Source organism: Noviherbaspirillum sp. (assembly GCF_035944575.1).
Taxonomy (GTDB): domain Bacteria; phylum Pseudomonadota; class Gammaproteobacteria; order Burkholderiales; family Burkholderiaceae_D; genus Noviherbaspirillum.
This window is the reverse complement of sequence record NZ_DASZBA010000198.1, coordinates 1-26,262: the sequence shown is the minus strand read 5'-3', so window position 1 is coordinate 26,262 and position 26,262 is coordinate 1. Positions and strand designations below refer to the sequence as shown.

At 60.2% G+C, this 26,262-nt stretch carries 27 protein-coding genes; 14 read left to right on the top strand and 13 right to left on the bottom strand.

Features of this window, described 5'->3' with window-relative positions:
- The 3 genes from VGU61_RS15600 to VGU61_RS15590 form a co-directional block, all read right to left on the bottom strand.
- On the bottom strand, positions 1-341 hold a 341-nt coding region (locus VGU61_RS15600; protein ID WP_326860121.1), incomplete at its 3' end, for an alternative oxidase.
- Positions 342-360: 19 nt separating this feature from the next.
- Positions 361-759 carry a group III truncated hemoglobin gene (locus VGU61_RS15595; RefSeq protein ID WP_326860120.1) on the bottom strand — a complete coding sequence of 133 codons (399 nt, stop codon included), beginning with the start codon at positions 757-759 and terminating at the stop codon, positions 361-363.
- A gap of 132 nt (positions 760-891) precedes the next feature.
- On the bottom strand, positions 892-1,365 hold the full coding sequence (locus VGU61_RS15590) for an Rrf2 family transcriptional regulator (RefSeq protein ID WP_326860119.1): 474 nt from the start codon (positions 1,363-1,365) through the stop codon (positions 892-894).
- 273 nt (positions 1,366-1,638) lie between these two features.
- Here VGU61_RS15590 and ftsH point away from each other — a divergent pair, with 273 nt between their 5' ends.
- The 5 genes from ftsH (at position 1,639) to VGU61_RS15565 (ending at position 11,867) form a co-directional block, all read left to right on the top strand.
- Positions 1,639-3,687: an ATP-dependent zinc metalloprotease FtsH gene (gene ftsH / locus VGU61_RS15585; RefSeq protein ID WP_326860118.1), complete on the top strand. Its 2,049-nt coding sequence runs from the start codon at positions 1,639-1,641 to the stop codon at positions 3,685-3,687.
- A gap of 570 nt (positions 3,688-4,257) precedes the next feature.
- Complete coding sequence (locus VGU61_RS15580; protein ID WP_326860117.1) at positions 4,258-6,174, top strand: diguanylate cyclase; 1,917 nt, start codon at positions 4,258-4,260, stop codon at positions 6,172-6,174.
- Between the two features lie 506 nt (positions 6,175-6,680).
- Positions 6,681-8,975, top strand: a complete 2,295-nt coding sequence (gene glgX / locus VGU61_RS15575) for a glycogen debranching protein GlgX (RefSeq protein ID WP_326860116.1) — start codon at positions 6,681-6,683, stop codon at positions 8,973-8,975.
- Between the two features lie 138 nt (positions 8,976-9,113).
- Complete coding sequence (locus tag VGU61_RS15570) at positions 9,114-9,695, top strand: DUF4142 domain-containing protein (protein WP_326860115.1); 582 nt, start codon at positions 9,114-9,116, stop codon at positions 9,693-9,695.
- 276 nt (positions 9,696-9,971) lie between these two features.
- Positions 9,972-11,867, top strand: a complete 1,896-nt coding sequence (locus VGU61_RS15565) for an ATP-binding protein (RefSeq protein ID WP_326860114.1) — start codon at positions 9,972-9,974, stop codon at positions 11,865-11,867.
- A 48-nt stretch (positions 11,868-11,915) separates the two neighbouring features.
- Here the strand turns inward: VGU61_RS15565 and VGU61_RS15560 are convergent, their stop codons facing one another.
- Entirely contained in the window at positions 11,916-12,200 is a 285-nt protein-coding gene (locus tag VGU61_RS15560) for a hypothetical protein (protein ID WP_326860113.1), read from the bottom strand.
- Between the two features lie 97 nt (positions 12,201-12,297).
- Here VGU61_RS15560 and VGU61_RS15555 point away from each other — a divergent pair, with 97 nt between their 5' ends.
- The 5 genes from VGU61_RS15555 (at position 12,298) to VGU61_RS15535 (ending at position 16,903) form a co-directional block, all read left to right on the top strand.
- Positions 12,298-12,813, top strand: a complete 516-nt coding sequence (locus VGU61_RS15555) for a helix-turn-helix domain-containing protein (RefSeq protein ID WP_326860112.1) — start codon at positions 12,298-12,300, stop codon at positions 12,811-12,813.
- Between the two features lie 2 nt (positions 12,814-12,815).
- On the top strand, positions 12,816-13,157 hold the full coding sequence (locus VGU61_RS15550) for a YnfA family protein (RefSeq protein WP_326860111.1): 342 nt from the start codon (positions 12,816-12,818) through the stop codon (positions 13,155-13,157).
- A gap of 273 nt (positions 13,158-13,430) precedes the next feature.
- The gene (locus VGU61_RS15545; RefSeq protein WP_326860110.1) at positions 13,431-14,768 is read left to right on the top strand and encodes a hypothetical protein; all 1,338 of its coding nucleotides are present in this window, start codon (positions 13,431-13,433) and stop codon (positions 14,766-14,768) included.
- A 491-nt stretch (positions 14,769-15,259) separates the two neighbouring features.
- On the top strand, positions 15,260-15,553 hold the full coding sequence (locus tag VGU61_RS15540) for a type II toxin-antitoxin system prevent-host-death family antitoxin (protein WP_326860109.1): 294 nt from the start codon (positions 15,260-15,262) through the stop codon (positions 15,551-15,553).
- Positions 15,554-15,748: 195 nt separating this feature from the next.
- Complete coding sequence (locus tag VGU61_RS15535) at positions 15,749-16,903, top strand: zinc-binding dehydrogenase (protein ID WP_326860108.1); 1,155 nt, start codon at positions 15,749-15,751, stop codon at positions 16,901-16,903.
- A gap of 512 nt (positions 16,904-17,415) precedes the next feature.
- Here the strand turns inward: VGU61_RS15535 and VGU61_RS15530 are convergent.
- From VGU61_RS15530 to VGU61_RS15515, 4 genes are all read right to left on the bottom strand, one after another.
- Positions 17,416-17,727, bottom strand: coding sequence for a BON domain-containing protein (locus tag VGU61_RS15530; protein ID WP_326860107.1), 312 nt, complete (start codon positions 17,725-17,727; stop codon positions 17,416-17,418).
- A gap of 161 nt (positions 17,728-17,888) precedes the next feature.
- On the bottom strand, positions 17,889-18,968 hold the full coding sequence (locus VGU61_RS15525; protein WP_326860106.1) for an NAD(P)H-dependent oxidoreductase: 1,080 nt from the start codon (positions 18,966-18,968) through the stop codon (positions 17,889-17,891).
- A gap of 469 nt (positions 18,969-19,437) precedes the next feature.
- A complete protein-coding gene (locus VGU61_RS15520; protein WP_326860105.1) occupies positions 19,438-19,926 on the bottom strand; it encodes a CBS domain-containing protein in 489 nt (162 codons plus the stop codon).
- The gene (locus VGU61_RS15515; RefSeq protein WP_326860104.1) at positions 19,895-20,614 is read right to left on the bottom strand and encodes a phosphoribosyltransferase; all 720 of its coding nucleotides are present in this window, start codon (positions 20,612-20,614) and stop codon (positions 19,895-19,897) included. The genes VGU61_RS15520 and VGU61_RS15515 overlap by 32 nt, the downstream gene beginning before the upstream one ends.
- Positions 20,615-20,764: 150 nt before the next feature.
- Between VGU61_RS15515 and VGU61_RS15510 the strand changes: the two genes are divergently transcribed.
- Together VGU61_RS15510 and VGU61_RS15505 are read left to right on the top strand one after the other, a co-directional pair.
- On the top strand, positions 20,765-21,772 hold the full coding sequence (locus VGU61_RS15510; RefSeq protein ID WP_326860103.1) for an SDR family oxidoreductase: 1,008 nt from the start codon (positions 20,765-20,767) through the stop codon (positions 21,770-21,772).
- 170 nt (positions 21,773-21,942) lie between these two features.
- Positions 21,943-22,296: a four-helix bundle copper-binding protein gene (locus tag VGU61_RS15505; protein ID WP_326860102.1), complete on the top strand. Its 354-nt coding sequence runs from the start codon at positions 21,943-21,945 to the stop codon at positions 22,294-22,296.
- 128 nt (positions 22,297-22,424) lie between these two features.
- Here VGU61_RS15505 and VGU61_RS15500 read toward each other — a convergent pair whose 3' ends face one another.
- The 5 genes from VGU61_RS15500 to VGU61_RS15480 all read right to left on the bottom strand — a co-directional run bounded on the left by VGU61_RS15500 (position 22,425) and on the right by VGU61_RS15480 (position 24,529).
- Positions 22,425-22,643 (bottom strand): hypothetical protein, encoded by a 219-nt coding sequence (locus tag VGU61_RS15500; RefSeq protein ID WP_326860101.1) that lies wholly within the window; start codon positions 22,641-22,643, stop codon positions 22,425-22,427.
- Positions 22,644-22,944: 301 nt separating this feature from the next.
- Positions 22,945-23,190 (bottom strand): hypothetical protein, encoded by a 246-nt coding sequence (locus VGU61_RS15495; RefSeq protein ID WP_326860100.1) that lies wholly within the window; start codon positions 23,188-23,190, stop codon positions 22,945-22,947.
- 151 nt (positions 23,191-23,341) lie between these two features.
- Complete coding sequence (locus VGU61_RS15490) at positions 23,342-23,530, bottom strand: hypothetical protein (RefSeq protein WP_326860099.1); 189 nt, start codon at positions 23,528-23,530, stop codon at positions 23,342-23,344.
- Between the two features lie 320 nt (positions 23,531-23,850).
- Positions 23,851-24,156: a DUF378 domain-containing protein gene (locus VGU61_RS15485; RefSeq protein ID WP_326860098.1), complete on the bottom strand. Its 306-nt coding sequence runs from the start codon at positions 24,154-24,156 to the stop codon at positions 23,851-23,853.
- Between the two features lie 118 nt (positions 24,157-24,274).
- Complete coding sequence (locus VGU61_RS15480) at positions 24,275-24,529, bottom strand: hypothetical protein (RefSeq protein WP_326860097.1); 255 nt, start codon at positions 24,527-24,529, stop codon at positions 24,275-24,277.
- 353 nt (positions 24,530-24,882) lie between these two features.
- On the opposite strand from VGU61_RS15480, the gene msrB reads away from it, so the two are divergent.
- The gene (gene msrB, locus VGU61_RS15475; protein ID WP_326860096.1) at positions 24,883-25,395 is read left to right on the top strand and encodes a peptide-methionine (R)-S-oxide reductase MsrB; all 513 of its coding nucleotides are present in this window, start codon (positions 24,883-24,885) and stop codon (positions 25,393-25,395) included.
- A complete protein-coding gene (gene msrA / locus VGU61_RS15470; protein ID WP_326860095.1) occupies positions 25,392-26,000 on the top strand; it encodes a peptide-methionine (S)-S-oxide reductase MsrA in 609 nt (202 codons plus the stop codon). The genes msrB and msrA overlap by 4 nt, the downstream gene beginning before the upstream one ends.
- Positions 26,001-26,262 lie beyond the last annotated feature (262 nt).

The following is a 26,262-nucleotide window of genomic DNA, read 5'->3' as shown; positions in this document are numbered from 1 at the left end:
GTCAGGCAGATCACCACGCGCTCGAACATCGAAGGCTTGGCGATTTCGATGAAGGTCATCAGGTGCATCCGTTCGTTTTCCGCCTCATCGAGCAACTGCCGGATCCAGCCGTTGTCGTCCTTGATCATTCGCAGTGCCTTCAGGTGTTGCAGCAGGCCGCCCACCATGCCGGGCACGGCGGCGACGGTTTCCAGGACCACCGCCCGGTGCCCGTATCGCCGGGCGAAGAAGCGGTCGGCGAAGAAGCGCAGAAACCGGGTGAAACCGTAGGCGACGCGGTCCGAGATGTCGCGCGGGGGAACATGAACCGGATGGTCGGCTTGCAGGCGCAGGGTACCCATGATGCTCCTTTCAAAAAAGTTAGATAGTCGTTTCCTGGATATGATGTATCGTGTTTTCGCGGAAATAGCCGTACCGCAAGCTGCGCGCTATCCGATCCGCCACCTCCATGACGATCTGTGCATCATCCGCACTGAAGATGTCGTCCACGGTCTGCCTGAAGAGGGACAGCCACCGGCTGAAGTGCGCCTGCTCGATACCTTGCAGCGCCATGTGCTTGCCATACACATCGCTCTGGAATTCGCCCTTGCCCATCAATACTTTCGTCCAGAAGGCAACCATGCGGTCGAGATGGGGATCCCACCTGCCGTCCAGCGATGCATTGAATACCCCGGACAGCACCTTGTCGCGCCGCACCTGCGTATAAAACCGGTCAACCATGGTACGTATCGAAGCTTCCGTTATCGAACAGACTTTCATCACTTTTTCTCCTTGTCATCGTAGGCAATACTGGTAGCCGGGCTACACAAGCTATTCAAATAACATGCATATTTTATGCATATTTAAAATCAAAAATAATGCCCGTCAGGGCTTACAAAAATCGTTATACGGTCACGCCAATTCGGGTTTGGTTTCCTTTGAAGTTCGGATGAAATTCCGGTGCATCATTACGATCTGCTCGCCCACCGCGCCCGTCGTGATGTCAGCCAGGGCGTAGCGGTCCATCGCGTCATAGAAGGCGTTTTTGCCGACCGCGAGCGCGGCGCGTAACAGGCAGTCGCCACGCAACTGGCAGCCGCCGGTTTCGCAATCGACGAGCTCCCCATCGCCTTCAAGCTCACGCAGCACGACGCCGATACGCAGCGTTTTCGGATCGGCATTCAATGTCAGGCCGCCATTGCGGCCCCGCATGGCCTTGACCCATCCGGCGCGTGCCAGCTGGCCCACCACTTTTACGAGATGGTTGGCCGGGATATCGAACTGCTGCGCGATTTCAGCCACCGTTGCCGGAGCGCGATCTTCGCCGGCGCGCGCCAGGTAAATCAGGACACGCAAGCCAATATCGGAAAAACGGGTGAGGCGCATGGTAAGGATGAGTTGGGGGAGTGAATGCACTTTAGCATAATAGGTATTTTAAATGCATATTTAAAGTTACTATGGAGATTCTTTTTATTATTGATTCCTGCAATGCACCGCCTAAGCAATCCGCTATGGCTCTATAGACAGGATGTAAAGCCACCGGTTGCCTGGAAGCCTTTTTCTCATACGTCCAGTCGGCGGACAACTATTTGAGATAAAACAATCGACGCTGGCGTTGATGAAGAAACTATCAATATGGTGCGAGTGCCGAACCATCATATGAAACGCGACAACACACCATTGCCAGCCAAGCCTGTCCCGCCGGGTAACAGCCGGCAGGGCGCCGCGAAAACCCCTGAACCGGCCAAGATGCCGCCACGCAAGGCATGGCTTCTGTTCGCAATTATCCTGTTCGTCAACTATCTGTTGATGAAGGTGTTCTTCCCGGACGAGAACGCTCCCGTTACCGTGCCCTATACGGTCTTCAAGGAACAGGTGGCGAGCGGCAACGTCAAGTCGATCTACAGCAAGGGAGCGAGCATCGAAGGCCGTTTCGCGGCGCCGGTCACATGGCCGCCTCCGGCGACCAGCGACGATCAGAAAAAGGAACCGCCTCCCGGGCCGCTGCCGGCAACGCCCAGCCGGACCTCGCAAACCTTTACCACCACGCTGCCGACCTTTGTCGGTCCGGACTTCGAGGATTTCCTCATCGCCAACAAGGTCGAGATCAGCGCCGTGCCGATCCAGACCGGGAGCGGCTGGGCCACGCTTCTCTACGGCTTCGGCCCCGCGCTGCTCATCATCGCCTTCTACGTCTGGCTATACCGCCGGGCGGCGCAGGGAGGCGGCATCGGCGGCGGATCGATGTTCGGTATAGGCAAAAGCAAGGCACGGCGCTACGACCAGGAGCAGGATTCGCGGGTCACGTTCAACGACGTGGCCGGTATCGATGAAGCGGAGAACGAACTCGTCGAGATCGTGGACTTCCTGAAGGACCCGGGAAAATATACCCGGCTGGGTGGCGCGGCGCCGAAGGGCGTGCTGCTGGTCGGCGCGCCGGGAACCGGGAAGACGCTGCTGGCAAGAGCGGTTGCGGGAGAGGCCGGCGTGCCATTCTTTTCGATGAGCGCGGCGGAGTTCGTGGAAATGATCGTCGGCGTCGGTGCGGCAAGGGTGCGTGATCTTTTCAAGCAGGCACGCGAAAATGCGCCGGCGATCATCTTCATCGATGAACTCGATTCGATCGGTCGCGCTCGGGGCCAGGTCGCGTTCGGTGGCTCCAGCGAACAGGAGCAGACACTGAACCAGATCCTCACTGAAATGGACGGATTCTCCAGCCGCGAGGGGATCATCGTGCTCGCCGCGACCAACCAGCCGGATGTGCTCGACAAGGCATTGATGCGGCCGGGACGGTTCGATCGTCGTGTCGTGGTCAATCTGCCAGACAAGACCGGGCGCGAAGCCATTCTTACCGTGCATACCCGCAAGGTGCCTCTTGCGAAGGACGTCAATCTGTCCGAACTGGCCGCGGCGACGCCGGGATTGTCCGGCGCGGATCTGCGGAATCTTGTCAATGAAGCGGCGCTGCTGGCTGCCCGCCGTGAGCAGAACGACGTGCGGCAGAAGGATTTCATGGACGCACTGGAAAAAATCGTGCTCGGTCCGGAGCGGCCAATCCTGCTGAGCGAGGCAGACCGCGAGCGCATCGCGTACCACGAAAGCGGGCACGCGATCCTTGGGCTGGTGGTGCCGGGTGCCGACCCGGTGCACCGCGTCACCATCGTTCCGCGCGGACAGGCGCTCGGCGTTACCTACCAGCGGCCGCAGACCGACCGATACAACTATCCGGAGCAGTATCTGCGGGCAAGGATCGTCGGCATGCTGGGCGGCCGCGTCGCGGAGGAAGTCGTGTACGGCACGCGGACTACCGGGGCCGAGAACGACATCGAACAGGCCACCAATCTTGCCCGCAGCATGGTTACTCGCTGGGGCATGAGCGACGAGCTCGGCATGGTGCAGCTGGCGCCGCGCCACAATCCATTCCTCGGCGGGCCGGTCGGGAGTGGCGAGAAACCCTTCAGCGATGAAACCGCGCGCCTGATCGATCTGGAAGTGCAGCGGATCATCAACGAGAGCCACAGCGAAGCCACGCTGCTGCTGCAAAAGCACCGAAGGGAGCTGGATGCGCTGGTGCGCGCTCTGCTGGAACGGGAGACGCTCGATGAACAGGAAATCCTCGCCGTCACCGGCTTGCCACCCGCGCCTGCGCTAACGAATCATCGCGTGCCTGTATTCGACGCCCGTAGCCCGAGCCAATCGCCCGTATAACTCCACGACGGTTCGCGGCTGCCGTGAAGTCGGGCGTCGAACCGTTTCCACGTCCGTCGCCCGGATGAGCCGGTACATCGTGCAGACGCATTCGTTGCCCCGATATGGCCGGAAAGATCAAGGCGAGCATCCAGACTCCATAAGCCAACGCGGCTTGCAGTGGGTGAAGCACAGGGATATATCCAATGCTATTCGACCATATGAAGCCTGTAAGCGGTTGTTGGTCCATATGGATGAATGCATAAGACGTACAACACAACCGCTGGCGGGAACACCTTGCTAAAGATGGATCCGGATACCGGACATATTCTTCTATTGCTATTGCGCCCTGGCGAGGGAAATGCTTCCGGCTGAAGCGCATGCCAATCCAGCCTCACACAGCCAGGGCATCCAGGACAAACGGTTGCCGTCGGCAGGAAGGAAGCGATTTGCCGGACCGGGGTTGGCAACCCCGCAGCCCTCCGGCGATGTGGCATTTCTGAAGAATGCAATAGTTTCCCGGCGGATATTCTCTTATGATGTGCAAAGCCACACCGGCTTTAGGCAAAATGCCAACACATTGCATGCACTATGTCCACGTTTCCTACACCGCCCTCCGAGCCGCAGATTTCCGTCGCATCGAATCGCAGGACGTCGATCATTTATACCGTTCTGATCTTTGCGCTCGTCCTGGTACTGGCCTGCGTGCATGTGTACTGGCGCGCATACAAGGATTCGCTGTCAGCCGGGATGGAAAGCAATCGCAGCCTGGCTGTCGCCCTGGAAGAACATGCGCAGCGGAGCTTCGACTCGGTGGAGCTTACGCTGGAGACCATCGCAAAGGAGCTGAAGGGTGTCGATGTGGCGAACTGGAATCCCGGCCGGGCGGAATGGGAAAGCTACCGGGCATACGCGCTGCGGCAACCCCAGGTCAGTTCCATCGCCGTCATTGATAAACATGGGGACATCCGCTTGCTGACGACGGATTATCCCTGGGCCAGGTTCTCGACCGTCGACCGGGAGTTCTTCAAGGCGCACCGGGATCAGGGGGAACGGCTCCACCTGAGCGCGCCGATCGTCAGCCGATTCAACGGCAAGCCGATATTCACGCTCGGCTTGAGGCTGGAGGACAAGCAGGGCCGCTTCAACGGGGTGCTGCTGGCATCGATGGAGATAAATTACTTCAGCAAGTTCTACCGTTCCCTCGACCTGGGACCGAACGGCAGCGTCGCGCTCATCCGGCGCGACGGCAAGACTCTGCTGCGTGAACCCGCCAGCCCGAACAACATATCGCCGGACCTGGGCAAGGACAAGGTGTTCACCGAGCTGATACCGAAATCGCCGGTCGGCACTTTCAGCAACACTTCCCCTTTCGACAATCAGCCGAGAATCGCCGCCTATCGCGTATCCAGCCACAGCCCATTCGTGGTCGTGGCGACGAAATCGGTGTCGGAGCTGTTGAGCCCGGTGAAGAAGCGGGCGGTTTGGGGCTTTATTGCCCTGTCGGCCGTGCTGAGCATGATGTTCGTATTCACCCGCCTGTTGTTGAAGGGCCTGGACCGGGAGGAGCGGCAGAAAAATGAGCTGATCTCAGCCCGCGACTTCGCGGAATCCATTCTGGATTCGGTCGACGCCCACATCGCCATCGTCGACCGGAACGGCATCATCCGCCGCACCAACTCCGCATGGCGTGAATTCGCGAAGGCCAATGGATATCGAAAAGATCCGTCATTCGTTGGTGAAACCTATTTCGCATCGGTGGAAAACGGCGAAGCGCAGGGCAGTCCTGATGTGGCGGCAGGCATCCGCAGCGTGATGGCGCGTAGCACGAGTTCCTTCGAGGCGGAGTATCCATGCCATTCGCCGGACACCAGGCGCTGGTTCAACCTGCGGGTCAGGCCATTGCGGAAAGTCGACGGGACGGTGGTCATTGTCCATGAAGACGTCAGCCGGCTGAAACTGATCGAGGAGGAACTTCGCCAGCTGGCCTCGCATGACGCGCTGACGGGCCTGCTCAACCGCCGCGCGTTGCTGGAAGTCGGCGAAATCGAATTCGGCCGCGCCCGGCGGTACGGCTATCCGCTGTCGATCATTCTGCTGGACTGTGACCATTTCAAGCGCGTCAACGACAGCTTCGGCCATGACGTCGGCGACAAGGTGCTCGTGCGCTTTGCCGCGATACTGAATGACGCCATCAGGGATGCCGACCATGTCAGCCGGCTCGGCGGCGAAGAGTTCGTCGTCGTCCTGCCGCACACATCGCTCGACGGCGCCATGCAACTGGCCGAAAGATTGCGGCTGTCGATCATGGACACGCCGATCAAGGCAGGCAGCGCGGAGATCTGGTGCACCGCGAGCTTCGGGGTCGCGGAGCTCACAACCGAAGTTCTTACTTTTACCAACCTGCTCAACATTGCGGACAAGGCGATGTACAAAGCCAAGGCGTCCGGGAGAAATCGTGTTGCCTCGAAAACGGTCGTGAGCGAGTTGATACGGGAACGCGCATAACGCAATACACAGATCGCTCGAGCCGATCCGCGAACATGAAGCTGAACGCTCTTCGGCTCCTTCATACATACCTTCCATCCATTCGGACCAAGCCGTTTCGCTAGTGACCGAGAGCAATTTCGCTCCTGACCGAACGCATTCCCATTCTCCAGCACCGCACAATATCCGGAAATTGGCACCGGTTGCACTGCATCGTGCATCGGAAGTTGATGCAGTCGATAGCGGACAAATTTATTGTGAACCAGTCAAGTCAAACAATGATCTGATTGCATGTTGGTTAGTGCCGGCTTACAGCTTGATCCCCAGACCGGAATGACGCAAAGCCCGTGGGCTATCCCGCTGCCGTCTGTCACCGGACAACGGCATCGCGGTCGCGATGCATGGACGAAGCGGAGCGCGTTGACGGCCAGAAACAAAATACATAGGCGTGTTGCGGCGACAGGGCGGGGCATCCCAGTCTGTCGCCCACCGCCAGTCCTCATTTTCCGAAAAGCAAAGAAAAAGTAATGACGCTCCCTCCCAAGTTCAGCAATCCCGTCGCCCCCACTGTTCTGAAACCCTCGGTCATACGCGAAGGCCACCCGTTTCCTCTCGGTGCCACCTGGGACGGACTTGGCGTGAACTTCGCCCTGTTCTCCGCGCACGCCACCAAGGTCGAACTCTGCCTGTTCGATATTGACGGGGTAAGGGAGATCGAACGGATCGAGTTGCCCGAATACACCGATGAAGTCTGGCACGGCTACCTGCCGGCCGCGCGCCCCGGGACGGTCTACGGCTACCGAGTTTACGGTCCCTATGAGCCGGACGCCGGCCACCGCTTCAATCCGAACAAGCTGCTCATCGACCCCTACGCAAAGCAGCTAGTCGGCGACCTGACCTGGGGACCCGAAGTCTTCGGATACACGCTTGATTCGCCGGACAAGGACCTTTCCTTTGACGAACGCGATAGCGCGCACCTGGTGCCCAAGTGCCGCGTCATCGATCCCGCCTTCACATGGGGCAACGCGCCGCGGCCGCGGATCCAATGGGAAAACACCGTCTTCTACGAAATGCATGTCAAGGGATTCACCGCCCTCAACGAGCGTGTGCCCAAGGAGATGCGCGGCACCTTCATGGGACTGGCCCAGTCCGAGGTGGCGGCTTATCTGCGTGCGCTCGGCATCACAACCGCGGAGCTGCTCCCGGTGCATTCCTTCATCAACGACAGCTATCTCATTGAGAAGGGCCTGAAGAATTATTGGGGATATAACTCCATCGCCTTCTTCGCGCCGCATTCCGCCTATCTCTCATCGCCGTTCGCGAACGAATTCAAGGAGATGGTGAACCAGTTTCATGCGGCAGGTATCGAGGTCATTCTCGACGTCGTCTACAACCATACGGCGGAAGGCAACGAGCTTGGGCCGACCCTGTCGCTCAAGGGCATCGACAATGCCAGCTACTACCGCCTGATGCCGGACAACAAGCGCTTCTACATCAACGACACGGGCACAGGCAATACCGTCAATCTCTCGCATCAGCGCGTGCTGCAGATGGTGACCGATTCCCTGCGCTATTGGGCGCAGGAGATGCGGGTCGACGGTTTCCGCTTCGACCTTGCCACCATCCTCGCGCGCGAGCCGTATGGTTTCGACGAGGGCGGCGGCTTCCTCGATGCATGCCGCCAGGATCCGGTGCTGTCGAGCGTCAAGCTTATCGCCGAACCATGGGATATCGGGCCGGGCGGCTACCAGGTTGGCCAGTTTCCGCCAGGCTGGGCCGAGTGGAACGACAAGTTCCGCGATACGGTCCGCGCATACTGGAAAGGCGACGAAGGCAAGCTGGCCGACTTCGCCTCGCGCGTTTCCGGCTCCGGCGACCTGTTCAACAAGCGCGGCCGCAGGTCCTGGGCCAGCGTGAATTTCATCTGCGCGCACGACGGTTTCACGCTGAACGACCTCGTGTCCTACAACGACAAGCATAACGAAGCCAATGGCGAGGAGAACCGCGACGGGCATTCCAACAACCATTCATGGAACCACGGTGTGGAAGGGCCCACCGACGATCCGGAAATCAAGGCGGTGCGCGAGCGGCAGAAGCGCAACCTGATGGCGACCCTGGTACTGTCGCGCGGCACGCCGCTGATATTGTCGGGCGACGAAATCGGCAATTCGCAACGCGGCAACAACAATGCCTATGCGCAGGACAACCCGATCAGCTGGCTGGAATGGGAGAAGATATCGTCCGACGACCGCACCATGCTGGAATTCACCCGCCGGCTGCTGGCGATCCGGAAGAACTTCCCGATCCTGAATCGCGGCCGGTTCCTGACCGGCAACTACAATGAGGACCTGGGCGTCAAGGATGTCACCTGGCTGGCGCCGGATGCGAGCGAGATGACCGACGGGCAATGGGAGGACACCAATGCCAAGTGCTTCGGCATGCTGCTCGACGGACGCGCCCAGGCGACAGGCATCAAGCGGCTGGGATCGGATGCCACCTTGCTGATCGTGTTCAATGCCCACCATGACGTGGTCATGTTCACGCTGCCGTCGGTACCGGACGGGAAGCATTGGGTGGCGCTCATCGATACCAACGATCCCGATCGCGTCGAGCGGCCCACCTTCGATTTCGGCCACTGCTATGAAGTCACCGGCCGCTCGCTGCTGGTATTTGCCCTGGCAAACGGCGATCGGCAGCTATGGCATCTGCATGAGCCGAAGAACTTTCCGGATGATATCGACGGATGGATAGGCCGGCACAGGGATCACGCTACCGGCACGTCGGTCGAGGAGGCATCACGTGAAGGGCAGGCCGAGCGCTAGCAGGACAGGTGACGGCTCGTACTTGAGAAAGGCACCGAAGACACGGAGATTGCAATCATGCCGGCAGGGCAGGCGTAGGAACTTCCTCTATACCTGCCCATCCAACCGGCATTGAATATTTGACAAGGTTGCGTTTCCATGAAAAATCCATTGCTTCTCAAGAAGGCCAAATTCAGCCTGATGCTTGTCGCGGTCGCCCTCGGCAGCGCCGCTTGCAGTCTTCCCAACAAGCCTGTCACGCAGGCGGCCGCCGTCGCATCCAAGCCCATCACGGATGGCGAGATCCTGCAAATCATGAGTACCGTCAACGAAGGCGAGATCAAGCAGGCGCGCATCGCGATGGAACGCTCGACCAATCCGGCCGTGCGCGAGGCAGCCCAGCGCATCATCACCGACCATACCGCGATGGACAAGCAGATTGCATCGCTTTCCACCTCGACCGGCATCAAGCCCGACGATAGCCCGCTCAACAGTGGCCTGCGCATGCAGGCCAATTCCATCGCCGAAAATCTGACGAAGCTGTCGGGCACCAAACTTGATTGCACCTACTTCGAGAAGCAGGCGGAACAGCACGCGCTGACGGTCAAGACAGTTCGGGGCCAGTTGATGCCGGCGGCGAACCGGCCCGAAGTCCGAAGCTTCCTTACCGCTTCGCTGCCCGCCCTGGAGCACCACCAGCAAACGGCACAAGCGGCACGGTCCGCGCTGCCTGCATGCTGAACCGTTAGCTGCGGGCTGATTGCCCAGGCGCCGGCACGCAGGCCGGCGCCGATGAGTCGTTTTCATGCCCGCGACGCAACACGGCACCAGACCAGGTATCGCCGCATGAGAAATTCCTCCAAGGTATTTTCATTCACGCACCGAACCGCCGCAACCACGGGCGGATAGTGTCCTCTCTCCCGGATCATTCCTACTTACCCGGCATGGCAAGCCACCATGATGCTTTCCCACCCATTATTCGAAGCGGTTTTCAGAAGTTACCCGATCAGCATATGCTTGCTTTCCCCGACTCCCGAAGCAACCATCCTTGACGTCAACGACGCTTTCCTGAAAACCTCCTCGCGCAAGCGTCAGGATCTGATCGGTACGAGTGTTTTCGATGCCTTTCCTGCAAATCCCGATGATCCCGACGATACAGGGGAGGCCGATCTGCGTCGCTCCCTGTCCCGCGTCCTTGCCACAGGCAAGCCGGATACCATGCCGGCGCAGCGTTATCCCATCCGCATTGAGTCGCCCACCGGAGAGGTGCGGTACGACGAGCGCTACTGGAGCGCGATGAATACGCCGGTTTTTGGCAAGGACGCGCAAATGCGCTGCATCGTGCACAGCACCGAAGATGTTACCGGCCGGATGCGGTCGGACATCGCCAGAAACGAAAGCGAACGACGGTTCCGCGCCCTGCTCGCAGCGACGGCGGATGTGATCTACCGGATGAGTGCCGACTGGACCCGGATGTGCCTGCTCGACGAGAGCGGCTTCCCGAAAGACAGATCCGATCGCGGCCATGTCTGGCTGGAGGAGGCTATTCCTCCCGACGACCGGCCCTTGGTTTGCGATGCCATCAGGAAGGCCATCCGCGGCAAGACGATTCTTGAGCTGGAGCATCGTGTGTTCCGGACGGATGGAACCATCGGCTGGGCGCACTTGAAGGCGGTGCCCATGATGGATGCACAAGGCGACATCTACGAATGGATAGGCGCCTCCAGCGATATCACCGGCCGCAAGCGCGCGGAGGAGGCGCTGAATCTGGCGGACCGGCGCAAGGACGAGTTCCTTGCAATGCTCGCGCATGAGCTGAGAAATCCGCTGGCCCCTATCGGCGCGGCGGCGGAACTGCTGCAATTTGCGAGGCTCGATGAAGCGCGCGTGCGTCAAACCAGCGAGGTCATCGTCCGGCAGGTGAATCACATGACAGGCCTGATCAATGACCTGCTGGACGTGTCGCGGGTTACGCGGGGCATGGTCGAGCTGGACAATGCCCCGCTGGACATCGCGCGCGTCGTGACCGATGCGGTGGAACAGGTGATGCCGCTCATCCGATCGCGGCGCCACCATCTGCGAATGGAACTTGCGCCGGACACGACCATGGTTCTGGGGGACATGAAACGCCTCGTGCAGGTGGTCGCCAACCTGGTAGGCAATGCGGCCAAGTTCACGCCGGACGGCGGATATATCGCGGTGCGGACTGAAGTGCATGAGGATCGTGTCGTGCTGGAAGTGGTCGACAACGGCATCGGCATGGCGCCGGAGACGGTCGCGCGCGTGTTCGATCTGTTTGCGCAGGCGGAAAGAACTTCGGATCGATCGATGGGCGGATTGGGCCTCGGACTTGCGCTTGTGAAACGCCTGGTCGAACTGCATCAGGGATCGGTTTGCTGCACGAGCCAGGGAATCGGCGAGGGAAGCAGGTTCACCGTCTGCCTTCCGCGCCTGGCCGAATCTGCGCACTCCGACCGGTGCCACGCTGCGCAAAAGGTCCTCGGTAGGGCAAAACCCTTGCGCATACTCGTCGTGGACGACAATGTCGATGCCGCGCTCATGCTGGCAATGCTGCTTGAATCGCTGGGGCATGAAGTGCTCATGGAACATGGTTCAAGGCGCGCGCTGGAGCGCGCCAGGCTGGAGAAACCGGATGTGTGCATCCTGGATATCGGCTTGCCCGACATGGATGGCAATGAGCTTGCGCAGCGGCTCCGCAGACAGGGCGGGACCAGCGGCGCCGTCCTCATTGCGGTCACGGGATATGGCCAGGACAAGGACCGTGAATATGCCCTGGCGGCCGGCTTCGATCATCACCTGGTGAAGCCGATCGACACCGAACGGCTTTCCACGATCCTGGCAAAAACAGCGACGCTTTCCGTATCCGACACGATGCCCTCGTCGTTGCCGTAGAAAAGGGCTCATGGCGGCAAGGCGGGTTGCGGCACTCGTCGTGCGAGGCTAACAGCGGCTATTGCAGCCGCAGGATTTGCTGCGCTGCATCGAACGCCGCCGGTGCCGGTAAACAAAAATAACGGCGAAGCCTGCGGCGACCGCCGCCGCCATGCCGACATGCCAGCCGGTCGCAAGCGTGCCGAGGCCGGTAATGCCGAGCCAGGCCAGCATGGGCCCGAGCAGCGGCAGGCTGATACAGCATGCCGCGCAGGCAGCAACCGTTGCGCCAGCCGCTCCCATCGCGGTCGTCCTGTTCTTCCGGATGCCAAGCTTCCTGTCCTTGATTTCCATGATTTCTCCTTTGTGGTGAGCGGCGAATCAAACCGCTTGCATGAAAGGTACGACCTCAAGTAACTTCAGGTGCAAGAACTTTTTTAAAGGGGGGCTGATGTCCCGGCAGAAGCTGACGATAGGCGCGCTGTCCGCGCAAACCGGTTCCAACATCCCGACCATCCGGTATTACGAGCAGATAGGCCTGCTCCCCAAGCCGGAGCGGGCTGCAAACGGACACCGTTATTACCGGGAAGCCGATCTCAAGCGACTTACTTTTATCAGGCGGTGCCGGGAATTCGGCTTTCCGATCGACCAGGTGAGGGCATTGGTCGGCCTTTTCGACGAAGGCGATCAATCGTGTACCGATGTGCGCGACATGGCGCAGGCCCATCTGGATGCGGTACGGGTGAAACTGGAAAGCCTGCGCCAGCTCGAAACAAGCCTGCTGGAATTCGTGGAAAGCTGCACCGAAGCATGTAATGGGGGCGCAACCCGGGACTGCGTCATCATCGGCGATCTGTCGGAACCAGGATCGAACCGAACACAGGACCGGCAGATGCAGGGTTGCGGCGGTCTCTCAAGCAACGGGCCGGCGGGAAAGATGACTGTCACCGAACTGAAGCGAGGTTGACGATGGAGTGGACCGCATTGCCGCGCGCCTTCGGTTTGTTCCTCGCCACCGCGGTCGCCGAGCTGGTGGGTTGCTATCTGCCGCTGCTCTGGCTGACCGGAAAAGCATCCGCCTGGCTGCTGGTCCCGGCGGCGGCGAGCCTGATGATCTTCGTCTGGCTGCTGACGCTGCATCCCGCGGCCAGCGGGCGGGTCTATGCCGCGTACGGCGCGGTGTATATCGCGACCGCGCTGGGCTGGTTATGGATTGTCGACGGCATCACGCCGACGTGGAGCGACTATGCAGGTGTCGGTTTGGCGCTGCTGGGGGCGGCGGTCATCGGGTTTGGGCAACGGGCGGGGTAGGGTGGCGGAATGGGCCGCCTGTTAACGGCGAGGTGAAAAGGTTGTAAGCAAGCCAGCTCCTTCCTCCGCTCGGAGGGAAGGAGCCGACTGGCAGTGGTTTCGACATCGTCTTCTTGGCGCTTCGTCAAAAAACGGAGCACACCCCGATTCCTTCCAGCACTCACAGCCACCCCATCCCAACTCCAATCGCCAAGCAAACCCGACCTCGCCACCGAATCATTCTCTTAAGCCTACGGTCTAAGCAGAGCAACCAACTCCCGCTTCACCCTCATCATGAACCCTCCACGCTTCTTATTCCTAGGCATCACCGCCTTGCTTCCCCTGTCCGTCGCCGCCGCACCCGCATTACCGGTCGAATGGAAGGACATCGCGGAGATCGCAACCGGGCCCGGGGAGAAGGGGCCGTGGGAGCAAAACAATTCCCGCTATAACTATGTCGACGATCCGACGGCGATGCTCGACCCGCGCGGCAATGCGGCTGTCGCCTGGGTGGACCAGTCGCGCAAGGATGTGTTTTTCCAGCGTATCTCCGCCGATGGCGACAGGCAGCCCGCCGAGCCGGTGAATGTTTCGCGCAGCGGCGCCACGTTTTCCTGGATTCCGAGGATGGCGCGGGCGCCGGAATCGCCGGACCGCATCTATGTGCTGTGGCAGGAAATCATCTTCTCCGGCGGCTCCCACGGCGGGGACATGCTGTTCGCCCGCTCGGACGACGGCGGCGCAACCTTTTCGGAGCCGGTCAATATTTCGAGCTCGGTCGGCGGCGACGGCAAGGGAAGGATCAATGCCAAGGTCTGGGCGAACGGCAGCTATGACATCGTTGCGGGACCGGACGGCGTGCTGTATGCGGCATGGACCGAATACGACGGCCCCTTGTGGTTCAGCCGCTCGACGGACGGCGGCAAAAGTTTCACGCCGCCGCGGCGGATCACCGGAGGCGGGAACGGCAAACCGGCGCGTGCTCCCTCTCTTGCGCTCGGCAAGGATCGTACGCTTTACCTCGCATGGACAACTGGCGAAAACGACAACGCCGATATCCTGGTGACGCGCTCCGGCGACGGCGGCGCAACGTTCGCCGAGCCGCAGCCCGTTGCGCCGGGAAGGGGATACGCCGATGCGCCCAAGCTCGCGGTGTCGCCGGACGGTGTGCTGCATCTCGTTTACGCGCAGAGCCGGGGCGGCCCGTTCGACAAATACCATATCCGGTATACCCGATCTGCCGACGGGCGAAAGTTCGAGGCGCCGCGCGACATATCGACACCGCTTCCGGGCGGCGTCGACAGCGCCGCTTTTCCTTCTTTCGGTACGGACGAAGCGGGCCGCTTGTACGTGGTGTATGAACTCTTTCCCGATTATCGGGAACGCCCACGAGGACTCGGCATGACGATATCCGCCGACGGAGGAAAGACGTTCGCCGCGCCGGCGGTGGTGCCGCACAGCGGCGACCCGGCCGGGGGCGGAAACGGCAGCCACCAGGGACTGTTGATGGCGAAGCTGGCCGTGAACGGTAACGGCGGCATCGCGATCGTCAACAGCAGCCTTGCACAGGACAAGAAAAGCCGGATATGGCTGATCCGCGGAGAAATGGCGCCCGCCGGCCAAGGCCGGTAGCGCGGGTGCATGCCTTGGTGATTCACGTCGCACAGCAATTTCCTGAATTGTTCCTGGACGCGCCATCGCCGACAGGACGCCCGTTGACCGGAAAGCGTGGAAGCCGTGTCGCCGCCGGCATATCCGGTCGTTCTCTCAGCGTCCATATCCATCACGATATTGATCCTTATGCTGTCGCGATGTCGTTTATGTAATACGCCTGTCATGCCATGCGCACGGCGCTATCCCGATGTGCTTCTGTGTCGTGGCCGATGCAACTAAATGTTTAGCGCCGCAACGAAATCGAGAAACTGAAAGCCTTGATTCTGGTCTTAGTTATGACACGATGCGCAGCCGGTTCGAATGACTGTATGCGCATACTGCCGGATTTTATGATGAGGTGCCGGCACGCTGTTATGTTTAGTGCGCGATAGGTCTGCTAGCGTACGGAACTAAGTAAACCGCGGTGGCAAGATTGATCTCATATTCCCCCTTCTGCGATTGCTTTAGCGATGACTACTGCCGCACCCACTCCCGTGTTCAATGCCAGGGACGCCAAGATGCGTTTCGGTCAGCTTCTGGATGCCGCGATGAACTCGCCGGTCGCCATTACCCGGAACAACCGACACGTCGCGTACATCATTTCCAAGCGCGACTTTGACGCCATGGCGACGCGCATGGCGGCGCTGGAGGCGCGGCTGGCGGAGGCGGAGGCAGATCACGCGGCATTCGAACTGGCGCTGCGGGCGAATGCGGAGTCGGTCGCATCCCTTCTTCCCGTACAGGAAGTCGCGCTGCATTATTGATGCTTTGCCGGCCTGCCCCGCGACCGGCGACGCAGGCGCCCATCTGATCGATCGCACAGACCGCCAGCCGCGTCGCCGTGCCGGCCTTGCCACGCCCCGGCGGCATGCAGTCCGGCGCCAAACCCGCGAAACTCTTCGGTGATAACATCGGCAGGATCATTCCAGCCGCATTCCATTCCACCGAGGAGACAGCACATGAGTTCGAACACGGAAAAGACAGCGCTGCAACTGCGCTCACTCGTCAAACGCAGCGGCGAACTGGAACTGTCGCTCGCCCGGGTTCCCATACCGACACCCGGACCCGACGAAGTTCTGGTCCGCATCGAAGCTTCTCCCATCAATCCATCCGACATCGGGCTCCTGTTCGGCGCGGCCGACATGAGCGCCGCGAAAGCGACCGAAACGGCCGACGGCCCGGTGGTCACCGCGCCTATTCCCGAAAAGGGGATGAAAAGCATGGCAGCCCGGGTCGATATGTCCATGCCGGTCGGGAATGAAGGCGCCGGCGTGGTGGTCGGCGCCGGCACCTCCGACGCGGCGCAGCAATTGATGGGGAAAACGGTCGCGATATTGGGTGGCGCGATGTACGCGCAGTACCGTTGCGTGCCGGTGGAGCAGTGCCTGCCGCTGCCGCCCGGGGCGGCCGCCGCCGAAGGCGCATCGTCCTTCGTCAACCCGCTGACGGCGCTGGGCATGACGGAAACCATGCGTGCCGAAGGGCACAAGGCGCTCGTGCATACGGCGGCCGCCTCCAACCTCGGCCAGATGCTGAACCGGATCTGCCTGCAGGACGGAATCGACCTCGTCAATATCGTGCGCTCGCAGGAGCAGGTCGACCTGTTGAAGAAAAACGGCGCGAAGTACGTCTGCAACTCCAGTTCAGAGAACTTCATGCAGGAACTGACGGATGCACTGGCCGAGACCGGCGCCACCATCGCCTTCGACGCCATCGGCGGCGGCAGGCTTGCCGGACAGATCCTGAGCTGCATGGAAGCGGCGGCCAACCGGACCGCCAAGGAATACAGCCGCTACGGATCGACGACGTTCAAGCAGGTCTACATCTACGGCAGTCTGGATAACCGCCCGACGGAAATCGTCCGCGACTTTGGCATGACCTGGGGCATGGGCGGCTGGCTGCTGTTTCCCTTCCTGCAGAAGATTGGCCCGGCGAATGTGGCGCGGCTCAAGCAGCGTGTCGCCGCCGAACTGAAAACCACCTTCGCCAGCAACTATACGAAAGAGGTATCGCTGCAGGAGGCGCTGAGCCTGGAAGCGATCGCCGCCTACGGCAAGCGCAGCACCGGCACGAAATACCTGATCAATCCTTCAAAGGGGATGGCGGAACGGTGACCGGCCGGCGAGGCGGCTGTCGCGCCGCAGTCGACTTCCTGCCGCAGTAAATGAAAAAGGCTCCGCAAATGCGGAGCCTTTTTACTTGTGCCGGACGATTCAGATTGCGGTGACGCAGGCAGCCAGGATCGCAAGTGAGGAAACCCCGACGACTACGGCGGTAGTGCGAATCATCAGGTCGGCAATGTCACGGAGAAGCATGGTGGAATCAAGGAAAATTGGTTGGAAGCTCTACGTTAGCAAGTACGTTTCCCATAAGCAAGGCACAAAGAATAAGCTTTTGCGCACTGTTGCAAATTAGCCGCTTCCGTCTTGTGCTTTCAACAGGCGGCCGGAGTTGCGGCCGTTGCTCTCGTACATGGCAGGTGCGCCGGATTGCGATGCGGAATACGCTGGCGGGAGTGGAAGATGAGGAGAAGAAGCCGACCGGCATCATCCTTCGCCGGATGATGCCGTGTCCATTGGCAGATTTGGTAGTCTGTTTGCCGATATGAACGACCTGCAGCGGCGGCTTATTGTCCTGACGAGGTCTGACCGCGCACCTGCAGATTATTGAATACCTGCTGTACGCCACTAACCTTTAGCGCGGCCTGGCCGGCATCCTCTTTCTGTTGTTGGCCATCGATGAAGCCGGACAGGATCACTACGCCCCTATGCGTCTCGACATTCACGTTCTGCGCACCGGCTATCCCTTCCGTCCTGGCAATATCCTGCTTGATGCGGGCTGCAAGCTGTGCATCGGGATTCTGGGTTGACGAAGCACAAGCGCTGAGTAACAGTGATGCGCCGAGCAACAGCCCGGCAGTCAGACTGGTAGTTTTCATGACAACTCCTTTTCATTGTTGGGTGAGATTTGTCCAGCCCGAAATGAAGGGCATACCTGCTGATACAGCTTCAAGGATGTAAAGTTCCATTCTTTCAGCGAAGTGTCCATTTCCCTTTCTTTTTGCCAAGCCGGTTCCGGTTGCCGCAAGGAGGCTGGCAACTACGTCCTCTTGCCGCGAAGACGTTCGCCTTCACCCTTTTGCGGCGACATCGTCACATCCTTGTTCAGGCCGAGTTCTTCCTGCACCTGCGGCGATGACCCCAGCGGAGCATGGCCGGCGCGCATGGCTTTGTCCCGCCACCAGAGCTTGACGCCATTCCAGCGATACGACGGGGGCTGGTAGCCGTAGGCCCGGTACTTGCCTGGCGGGACCTTGCCCTTGGCGGCGACGAAGCCGGCAAAGCGCGCCGTCCAGGCATCGAACTCCGCGAGAAACGCCGTATCCCGGGCCATATGTTCAGCCTGGGTGTCGCTGTAAATTTTGCCGCTGCCGAAGCTCTGGTAATGCCAGAGTTCGTTCGGCACCTCGATTCCGGAAAACCGGGATTGCCACACCAGCGGCGCGTAGGTTTCCCGCTGGTCTTTCGGTTCTTCGTCCGGATTGAAGTAGTGCGCATGCGCCGTGCCGATGTAACGCGGCCGACCCGACGCATCGCGCTCCTCTGCGGCGTCGTCGCCATAACAGAAGAAACCTGCGCTGCGTCCTTCCAGGTGGTTGAGCGCCAGATCCTTCCATTCAGGCGCATGCTCCAGCCGCATCGCCAGCTCCGGGTTTTTGTGCTCGATCAGTTCCTCTCGCGGATTGCCGCCGTTCATGCACACCAGGCGGTCGAACATCAGCTTCAGGTTGGACGTGGGACCATACCAGTTCACCGGCCCGATGATTGCCCAGGCGTCGGCCAGGTCCAGGCGCGCATACATGTTGAGGTCCCACATCAGGTCGGGCTCGTCCTTGTTGTCCTTCTCGTAGCAGTTGCAAGGCCACACGCACAGCGACATCGCCGTCGATGCGCAGGCATTGCAGCTCTGGATGCGCGCGCGGGCGTACACGTTGCCAAGATCTTCGCAGTCAATCTCCCATTCCTGCGGCAGCCTCTCCGCCATGCGCAGCATCAGCATGCGTGATTTGGAATCGACGCCGGGGCAGTTGTACTGCCGGCGGTCGGAGCCGGAAATGATGAGCACGCGGAAGGGGCGTTCATCCGGGGACAGGCGGCCGTTTTCGTCGTTTGGTTTCATGGGGGAAGGCGATAGGGCAATTTATCTTAGGTGACCACTCCGCCGGATGCGGATCTGTCGCGCAGAAAAAGAACCCGCTCATTGAGCGGGCCAAGTCCAACTTCCTGGGGCAAACATTGTATGAAGCGGTTAAGCGGCTCTAACGGGCCGCAGAGAAAACCGGACCGTCACAATCAAGCGCTGTAAGGCGGAATGCAGTAGCTCCGGACAGCACATTTTCTTCGACAGGCTCACGCAAGTGCCATACCAAGCCTAACCGGATGCCAGGCAGGAAAGACGAACCGGAGTCACCGCAGTTATCCTCCTCGCTAAATCCTGGCGCCGGGTATGCGATGTATCCTATTTCTGGACGCTCATATCCACCATGCACTTCGTAACTATTACGCGACGCATGTAGATTTTGTACTGGACGAACCATAAGCGATGCGGCGTTTCTTTTTCCCTCAATGCATCAACCATCCGTCAATTCTTAAAACAGTCCTCCCGCCTGGTCCGACGACGGACGATACAGCCGAACCACCTCATCCCCCTGATGGCCATCCCCGGCAGGCGCCGAGATATCCTCAAGCGTTTCGTTCGTATCCGAGCCGGAACGGGTGGCAAGATCACCCAGCGTAACCATGCCGACCAGCTGATGATCGCGATTGATCACCGGCATGCGCCGGATCTGTGCATCGCCCATCCGGCGCAGCACTTCGTCCACGCTCTCATCTTCATAGCACCACAGTACCTCGTCCGTCATCACATCGGCGACACGCGTCCCGGACGGATCGTCCTGTTCCGCAACGGCGCGGATGGTGATGTCGCGGTCGGTGATCATGCCCATCAGGCGCTTGCCGTTGCATACCGGCAGCGCGCCGACGTCCCAGTCGCGCATCAGTTGCGCGGCATCCGCAATGCTGTCCTCCGGCCTGACAAGTGCCGCGTCAGGCGTCATTACTTCCGAAATCGTCTGCATGATGATTCTCCTCGTTTGCAATAGGGGCCCGGCGCGCCGTCGCCGCGCCGAGCAGTCGAATGACTTCCTCGTCCGTCGTCTGTTCAAAGTCCGCGTAGTACAGGCTGACCGCGCGGAAATCCGGCGGTGCAAGAAGACAGATGCCTTCGTCCGCCTCCTTGCGCAGTTCATCCAGTACCGTCGCCGGAGCGACCGGTACTGCAAACACCAACCGTTTCACGCCGGCACCGGCAAGGGCTTTCAATGCCGTCTTCAATGTGCCGCCGGTGGCGATGCCGTCGTCCACGACGAGGACCGTCCGTCCATGTACCGGAAACGGCGACCGCTCTCCGCAGTACAGGCGTCTGCGCCGTTCGATCTCCGCAAGTTGCCGGCGTTCTTCGTCGGCCAGGTATTGCGCCGACGGCTTCCAGTAATCCATGACATCCTGGTTCATCACCTTGCAAGGGGCGGCGCCGTCGACGATCGCCCCTAGGCCGAGTTCCGGGTAGCCCGGCACACCGATCTTGCGCACCAGCAGCACATCCAGCGGCGCGCCGAGAGACTGCGCGACCTCGTAGCCGACGGGAACGCCGCCGCGTGGAAGCGCGAGCACCAGCAGATGGGCGGAACGAAGATGCGCGACGGCCGCAGCCAGCTTCCGCCCGGCATCGCGACGGTCCGCAAAAGGGGAGTGACTGATGTCCATGTGGACCGGCCTGGGCAAGATGAATCCGGCGTCGGCGTGCGCCGGCGCGCAAGAACCCATGCAAGATGCCTGCCATTTTTTGCCGGAACCTTTTCCTGTTCAGGCGACCTATCGGGAAACCGACGACATCCAACCAACAAGGAGAACAACATGGCGGAAGACCCGGCAGGCAACGGCAAGGGCAATACCGACGACACGGTGAAACGGCAGCGTGCGATCCAGCGCGAGATCGACGATATTGATGCGCAAAAATCCGGCGGCAACGAAGGCAGCGGCGGCGCGGTGCAGGCCGGATTGCGGCCGCAGCCCGCGCCGCCGTTTCCCGAAATCCATTTGCAGAAGCCCGGGGTGGAGTCGGAACTCGACCCGCGCCCGCAATTCATGGCGCCCGATTACAAGGGCAGCGGCAAGCTGCAGGACATGGCCGCCATCGTCACCGGCGGCGATTCCGGCATCGGCCGCGCGGTCGCGGTGTTGTACGCGCGCGAAGGCGCGGACGTGGCGATCGTCTACCTGAACGAGCACGGCGATGCGGAAGAGACCAAGCGCTGCGTGGAGAAAGAAGGCAGGCGCTGCCTGCTGATTGCCGGGGACGTGCGCGACGCCGGGTTCTGCAACGACGCGGTGCGGCAGACCGTCGCGGCGTTCGGCCGGCTCGATGTGCTGGTCAACAATGCCGCCTTCCAGGAACATGCGATGGCGCTCGAAGACATCACCGACGAGCATTTCGACATGACGATACGCACCAACCTGTACGGGTATTTCCATATGGCGAGGGCAGCGTTGCCCGTGATGAAGTCCGGCGCATCGATCATTAATTCCGGCTCGGAAACCGGCATCTTCGGGCATGAAATGCTGCTCGACTATTCGGCAACCAAGGGCGCGATTCACGCATTCACCAAGGCGCTCGCCACCAATGTGGCATCGCGGGGCATCCGGGTGAACGCGGTGGCGCCGGGGCCGGTATGGACGCCGCTCAATCCCGCCGACCAGCCGGTGGACCAGGTGAAAACCTTCGGCCAGTCGACCGATATGAAGCGGCCGGCGCAGCCGGAGGAACTGTCGCCGGCATACGTTTTCCTGGCGTCGCCGGTATGCGCAAGCTACATCACCGGCATCGTGCTGCCGGTGATGGGCGGCGTGACCGGCAGCGCCTGAAGTTCGTTTGCAAATCCGGTGCGGCTTCATGGATGGACGGTATGCCGTCCGGATACTCTGGCTCGCCCGACTGGGCAATTGCGCTCTTCTGCCCGAACGCAACACCTTCACTGGGGTTTCAGGACAGGCTTCTAGCGTACGGCATCGATAACCAACATTAAGGAGGCACCATGAATACATCGACAAGCAGCATGGAAATGACCGACATGATGAGGCAGTGCATCGCCAACTGCCTGGAGTGTCACCGTGTCTGCACCGAGGCGGCGGCCCATGTTCTGCATGGCGGGCGCCTTCACGACGAAGCCAAGCACCTGGTCGCCCTGCTCGACTGCGCGCAGATCTGCATCGTGCATGCGGATTTCATGACGCGCCGTTCACCTCATCATGCGCACCTGGCGAAGGAGTGCGCGGAGATTTGCACCGCCTGCGCCGGCATGTGCGACGCTCACCCCGATACGGATGGCGAGATGAAGCTATGCGGCGAAGTATGCCGCCGCTGCGCCGCGAGCTGCGCGGAAATGTAGATAAGGACTTTGATACCCCAATGTATCCGGCTGTCCACCGGCGCCTTGCGGAAAAGCGCCGGTGTTTTCACGCGGTTATCGGCCCGATCGTCAGGCTGACCCTCAGGCCATACGTTTAGAGCGCATTATCATGCACCGAAGTACAGGCTGCTGGTGACGTCCGAGGATTGATATCCGGTGCCGGCATTGCCGACGCCGCCTCCCGTACCTGAACCGCTGGCGCCTTTCGAGCCAGAACTCATCGAAGCGGCGCCCATGCCGCCAGAACCCATCATCGACGAGCCGCCGCCCATGCTGGAACAACCGGTGAAAACAATCACTGCGGAAATGATCAATAGCTTTTTCATGTAAATCTCCATTCAAGTTAGTGTGCGGGCAAGTGTGCGCACGAAAGGGACGTCCATCGCCGTCCGCCGCCATCGTCAGGGATCGCGGAAACGCGGCGTGAAACGGCCGAAAAGGCAGTGGCGCGCCATCACGGCAACGCCACCGCCATGGCGGATGCATCGATGCCGCAATATGTCTGCGTCATGTTGCGTAGAGTTATATACGCGTCCTTGCCGGATCCGGTTTCAGAAGAATTTGAAAATATGGGGGTGGCGCGTGCGGAACGGCGATGCAATCGGTTCCGGCGCGGTGCAGACCGGGCTATTGATCGCCGCTGTCCATCGGCAGAAACAATTCCTCGATAGGAACGCGGATACCTGATCGCTGCTCCGAGCTATGCTGATGCCGAGTCCATAGTTCGATCATCCGCGCTGCTTCATTTTTGATGAATGCGTCCGGCACGGGCTCGGGTCGTGTGATGACCGGTGAGACGGCGCCGTAAGGTTCGTCGTTGATGGCGTTTTGTTCGCTTTGCGGAATGATCGACAAAGCCTGAAAAGTTTGCATGACTGCCTCCGTAGAGAGGCAGTATAGCGAGCCTGTTTTCGCGGGCAAGGGAAATGTCAGCAATCGTACATATATTGTGTATCGGCTTGTATCGCTTTCCCGAACGACATGTTCTATCGATTTTGGACAGGACAAAATGACGCGAAAGATGCTACTGGGTATCGGGCTGAGGCACTTCGACCGGCGAGGGATCGGGAACGATTTCAGGACCTTGCGGGCCTGACGGCGCGATCGGATCCACGGGAACGTCAATTTCCGGTTGCGGCCGGTAGGAAGGAACGATCTCGGGTTCCGGATTGGGGATGGATGGAATTTCCTGCGGGGTGTGCTGTTGATTCATGTGGTATGTCCTCCTGTGAACAGGTTCGATTCCGATTTGCATCGTAAGTTGCGGCGCATGCCGGGTGCGATGTGAAAGCGACCGCATCCTTGATATATGCAGGTAGTGGCTCGGCACATAGGATGGCCGGCCCCGGATAAAGGAGGCGCAGCAGCCGGCAGCACAAACTACCGGAGCGGGAGTAAGAATTTCAGCCTTGCGGCACTGCGATGTAAAAACGGCCTGAGCGGCCTTGCGTCCCGGAGAAGGTTGGCGGGAATTTGTTCTATGCGAAAAAGGTCTGGCCGACACCGCGGCCAGATCCGTTCAAGCGCATGGCCTTAGTGCGGCTTGCGCGACATCCTGCTGCTCAGGTACAGCGAGTACAACGCCGACAGACCGACAGCGATGTAAATAATGCGTGACAGCCCGGTCATCTCGCCGAACAGGGTCGCCACCAGATCGAAATTGAATAAGCCGACCAGGCCCCAGTTGATGCCGCCAATGGCCAGCAGCAGCATAGGAATCCAGTCCGCTGCGGTCATCCGCTTGGCGGTGATGACAGCGTTGGCGCCGCCATGATGCCCACTCGCGCGGCGGTCGGGGATGTGGCGTCGTTCTGACATGTTGGGATTCATTGTTGCCATGAAAAACTCCTTGCAATATAGATACAGACAAACTTCAAATACACAATGATGGCAAGCGATGTTTTCATGCCGCCAACATGTGAACCGGGAGTCTCGCCTCATGCAAGCTCCATGCCGATCATGCGCATGCCGGGATCAGCAGCACCGGCAATGTTTCCCATACGATTGCGATTGCCGCGACCATCCCGAGCATGATGGTCATGCTGCCGATAAAGGAATGTTTTTCGGCTTGCATGGTATTGACGCATGTCGGCGGCAAGCGGTTCCGTCCGTCCGCCGCCACTGCCGCAATGCCGGCGATGGCTCCCAGCGCAAGTACATTGCCGGCGTGCTGCCGAACATGCCGCAGCACATGGTGGAGTGGTTGCGGCATCCGACCACGATGGACCCGCTGTCGGCGATGCCCGATCCCGGTGTGACAGAAAAGGATGCGAGGGATATTGCCGCGTAACTTTCGACCTTAAAGGAAATCGACTAAGGCCGCCTTGCCTGTTTGCATGCAGATACCCGCACTTTGCGTACATGCAAGCGGCCGTGGAGCACCTGATACGACACAATTTCTGCATCCATCCGGACGCCTTTCGCGTACAAGTCATGACCTCCTTGTGCGCGGACGGTTTCCCGCATAACCCGTAAGGTTTTGCCACCGCAAGCGACCAAGGACCAGCAGGAATATCATGCACATTACGCTGCATGTGAGTCCTTATATGCCAACAGGAGTTCAGCATGAATCGTCGCCTCTTTCTCGCCGGTGCATCGGGTTTGCTCGCCGCCGGCTACCTGCCATCACTGATTCCCGCCATTGCAAAGGAGAATACCGCCGTGACACCGCTTGCGAAACCTCATTCCGAATGGAAAGCATTGCTGCCGGCGGCCAGCTACAGCGTGCTGTTCGAGGAATCGACAGAACGTGCCGGAACCAGTCCGCTCAACAATGAAAAACGTGCCGGCACCTATGTCTGCGCCGCCTGCTATCTGCCCCTTTTCGACAGTGCAACCAAATTCGAAAGCGGCACCGGCTGGCCGAGCTTCTTCGACTACCTGCCTGCTTCCCTAGCAATGAAGAAGGACTTCAAGCTCATCTGGCCCCGCACCGAATATCACTGCGCCCGCTGCGGCGGGCATCAGGGGCATGTCTTCAACGACGGTCCCAAGCCGACCGGCCTGCGCTACTGCAATAACGGTGTCGCGCTGCGCTTTGTCCCGAAGGACGAAAAACTGCCGGAGCTGCGGACATGATGAAATCGATTACGCTCATTTGCGGCCTGCTGCTGTTCGGCGCGCAGGCATCCGCGCAATCACGGGCGCCTGAGCAGGCATCCGGCGCCAGCATCGCGATCTTCGCCGGCGGCTGCTTCTGGTGCACCGAAGCGGATTTCGAAAAGCTGCCGGGCGTGGTGAAGGCGGAGTCCGGCTACATCAACGGCCGCGTCGAAAACCCGAGCTATGAACAGGTCAGCGCCGGCAATACCGGCCATACCGAAGCGGTACGCGTGACATACGATCCGGCCAGGGTCAGCTATCCGCAACTGGTGGAGTACTTCTGGAAAACGATCGACCCGACGGTCAAGGACCGGCAGTTCTGCGACATCGGCAATCAGTACCGCAGCGGCATTTACTACCTCGGCGATGCGCAGCGTGTCACCGCCGAAGCCAGCAAAACCGCATTGCAGAAATCCGGGCGCCTGTCACAGATCCATACCGAGATCGAACCGGCCGGCCGCTTCTATCCGGCGGAGGAATATCACCAGGACTACTACAAGAAAAATCCGATCCGCTACAAGTTCTATCGCACGAGCTGCGGGCGCGATGCGCGGCTGGCGGAGGTGTGGAAGAGCGGGTGATGGATGGTAGCCGCTTGGCAGGATATCCGATCCGGTTGCGATAATGTACAGAGGCAGCGGCGGTTGAATTTTGCCGTGGTGGCGTTGCGGGACGAGAGGAACTTGCATTTCATGCCAACTGTGGCTGCCACTTGCCGGGCGGCCTGGGTGGGGAGGGGGTAATCCTTTCATGGAAGGCGGGAATGCGGGGTGACGAGGTGTCTTCGGTAATGCAGTACTTCGGTAATGCAGTAGCCTGTCGTTCCCGCGCAGGCGGGAAACT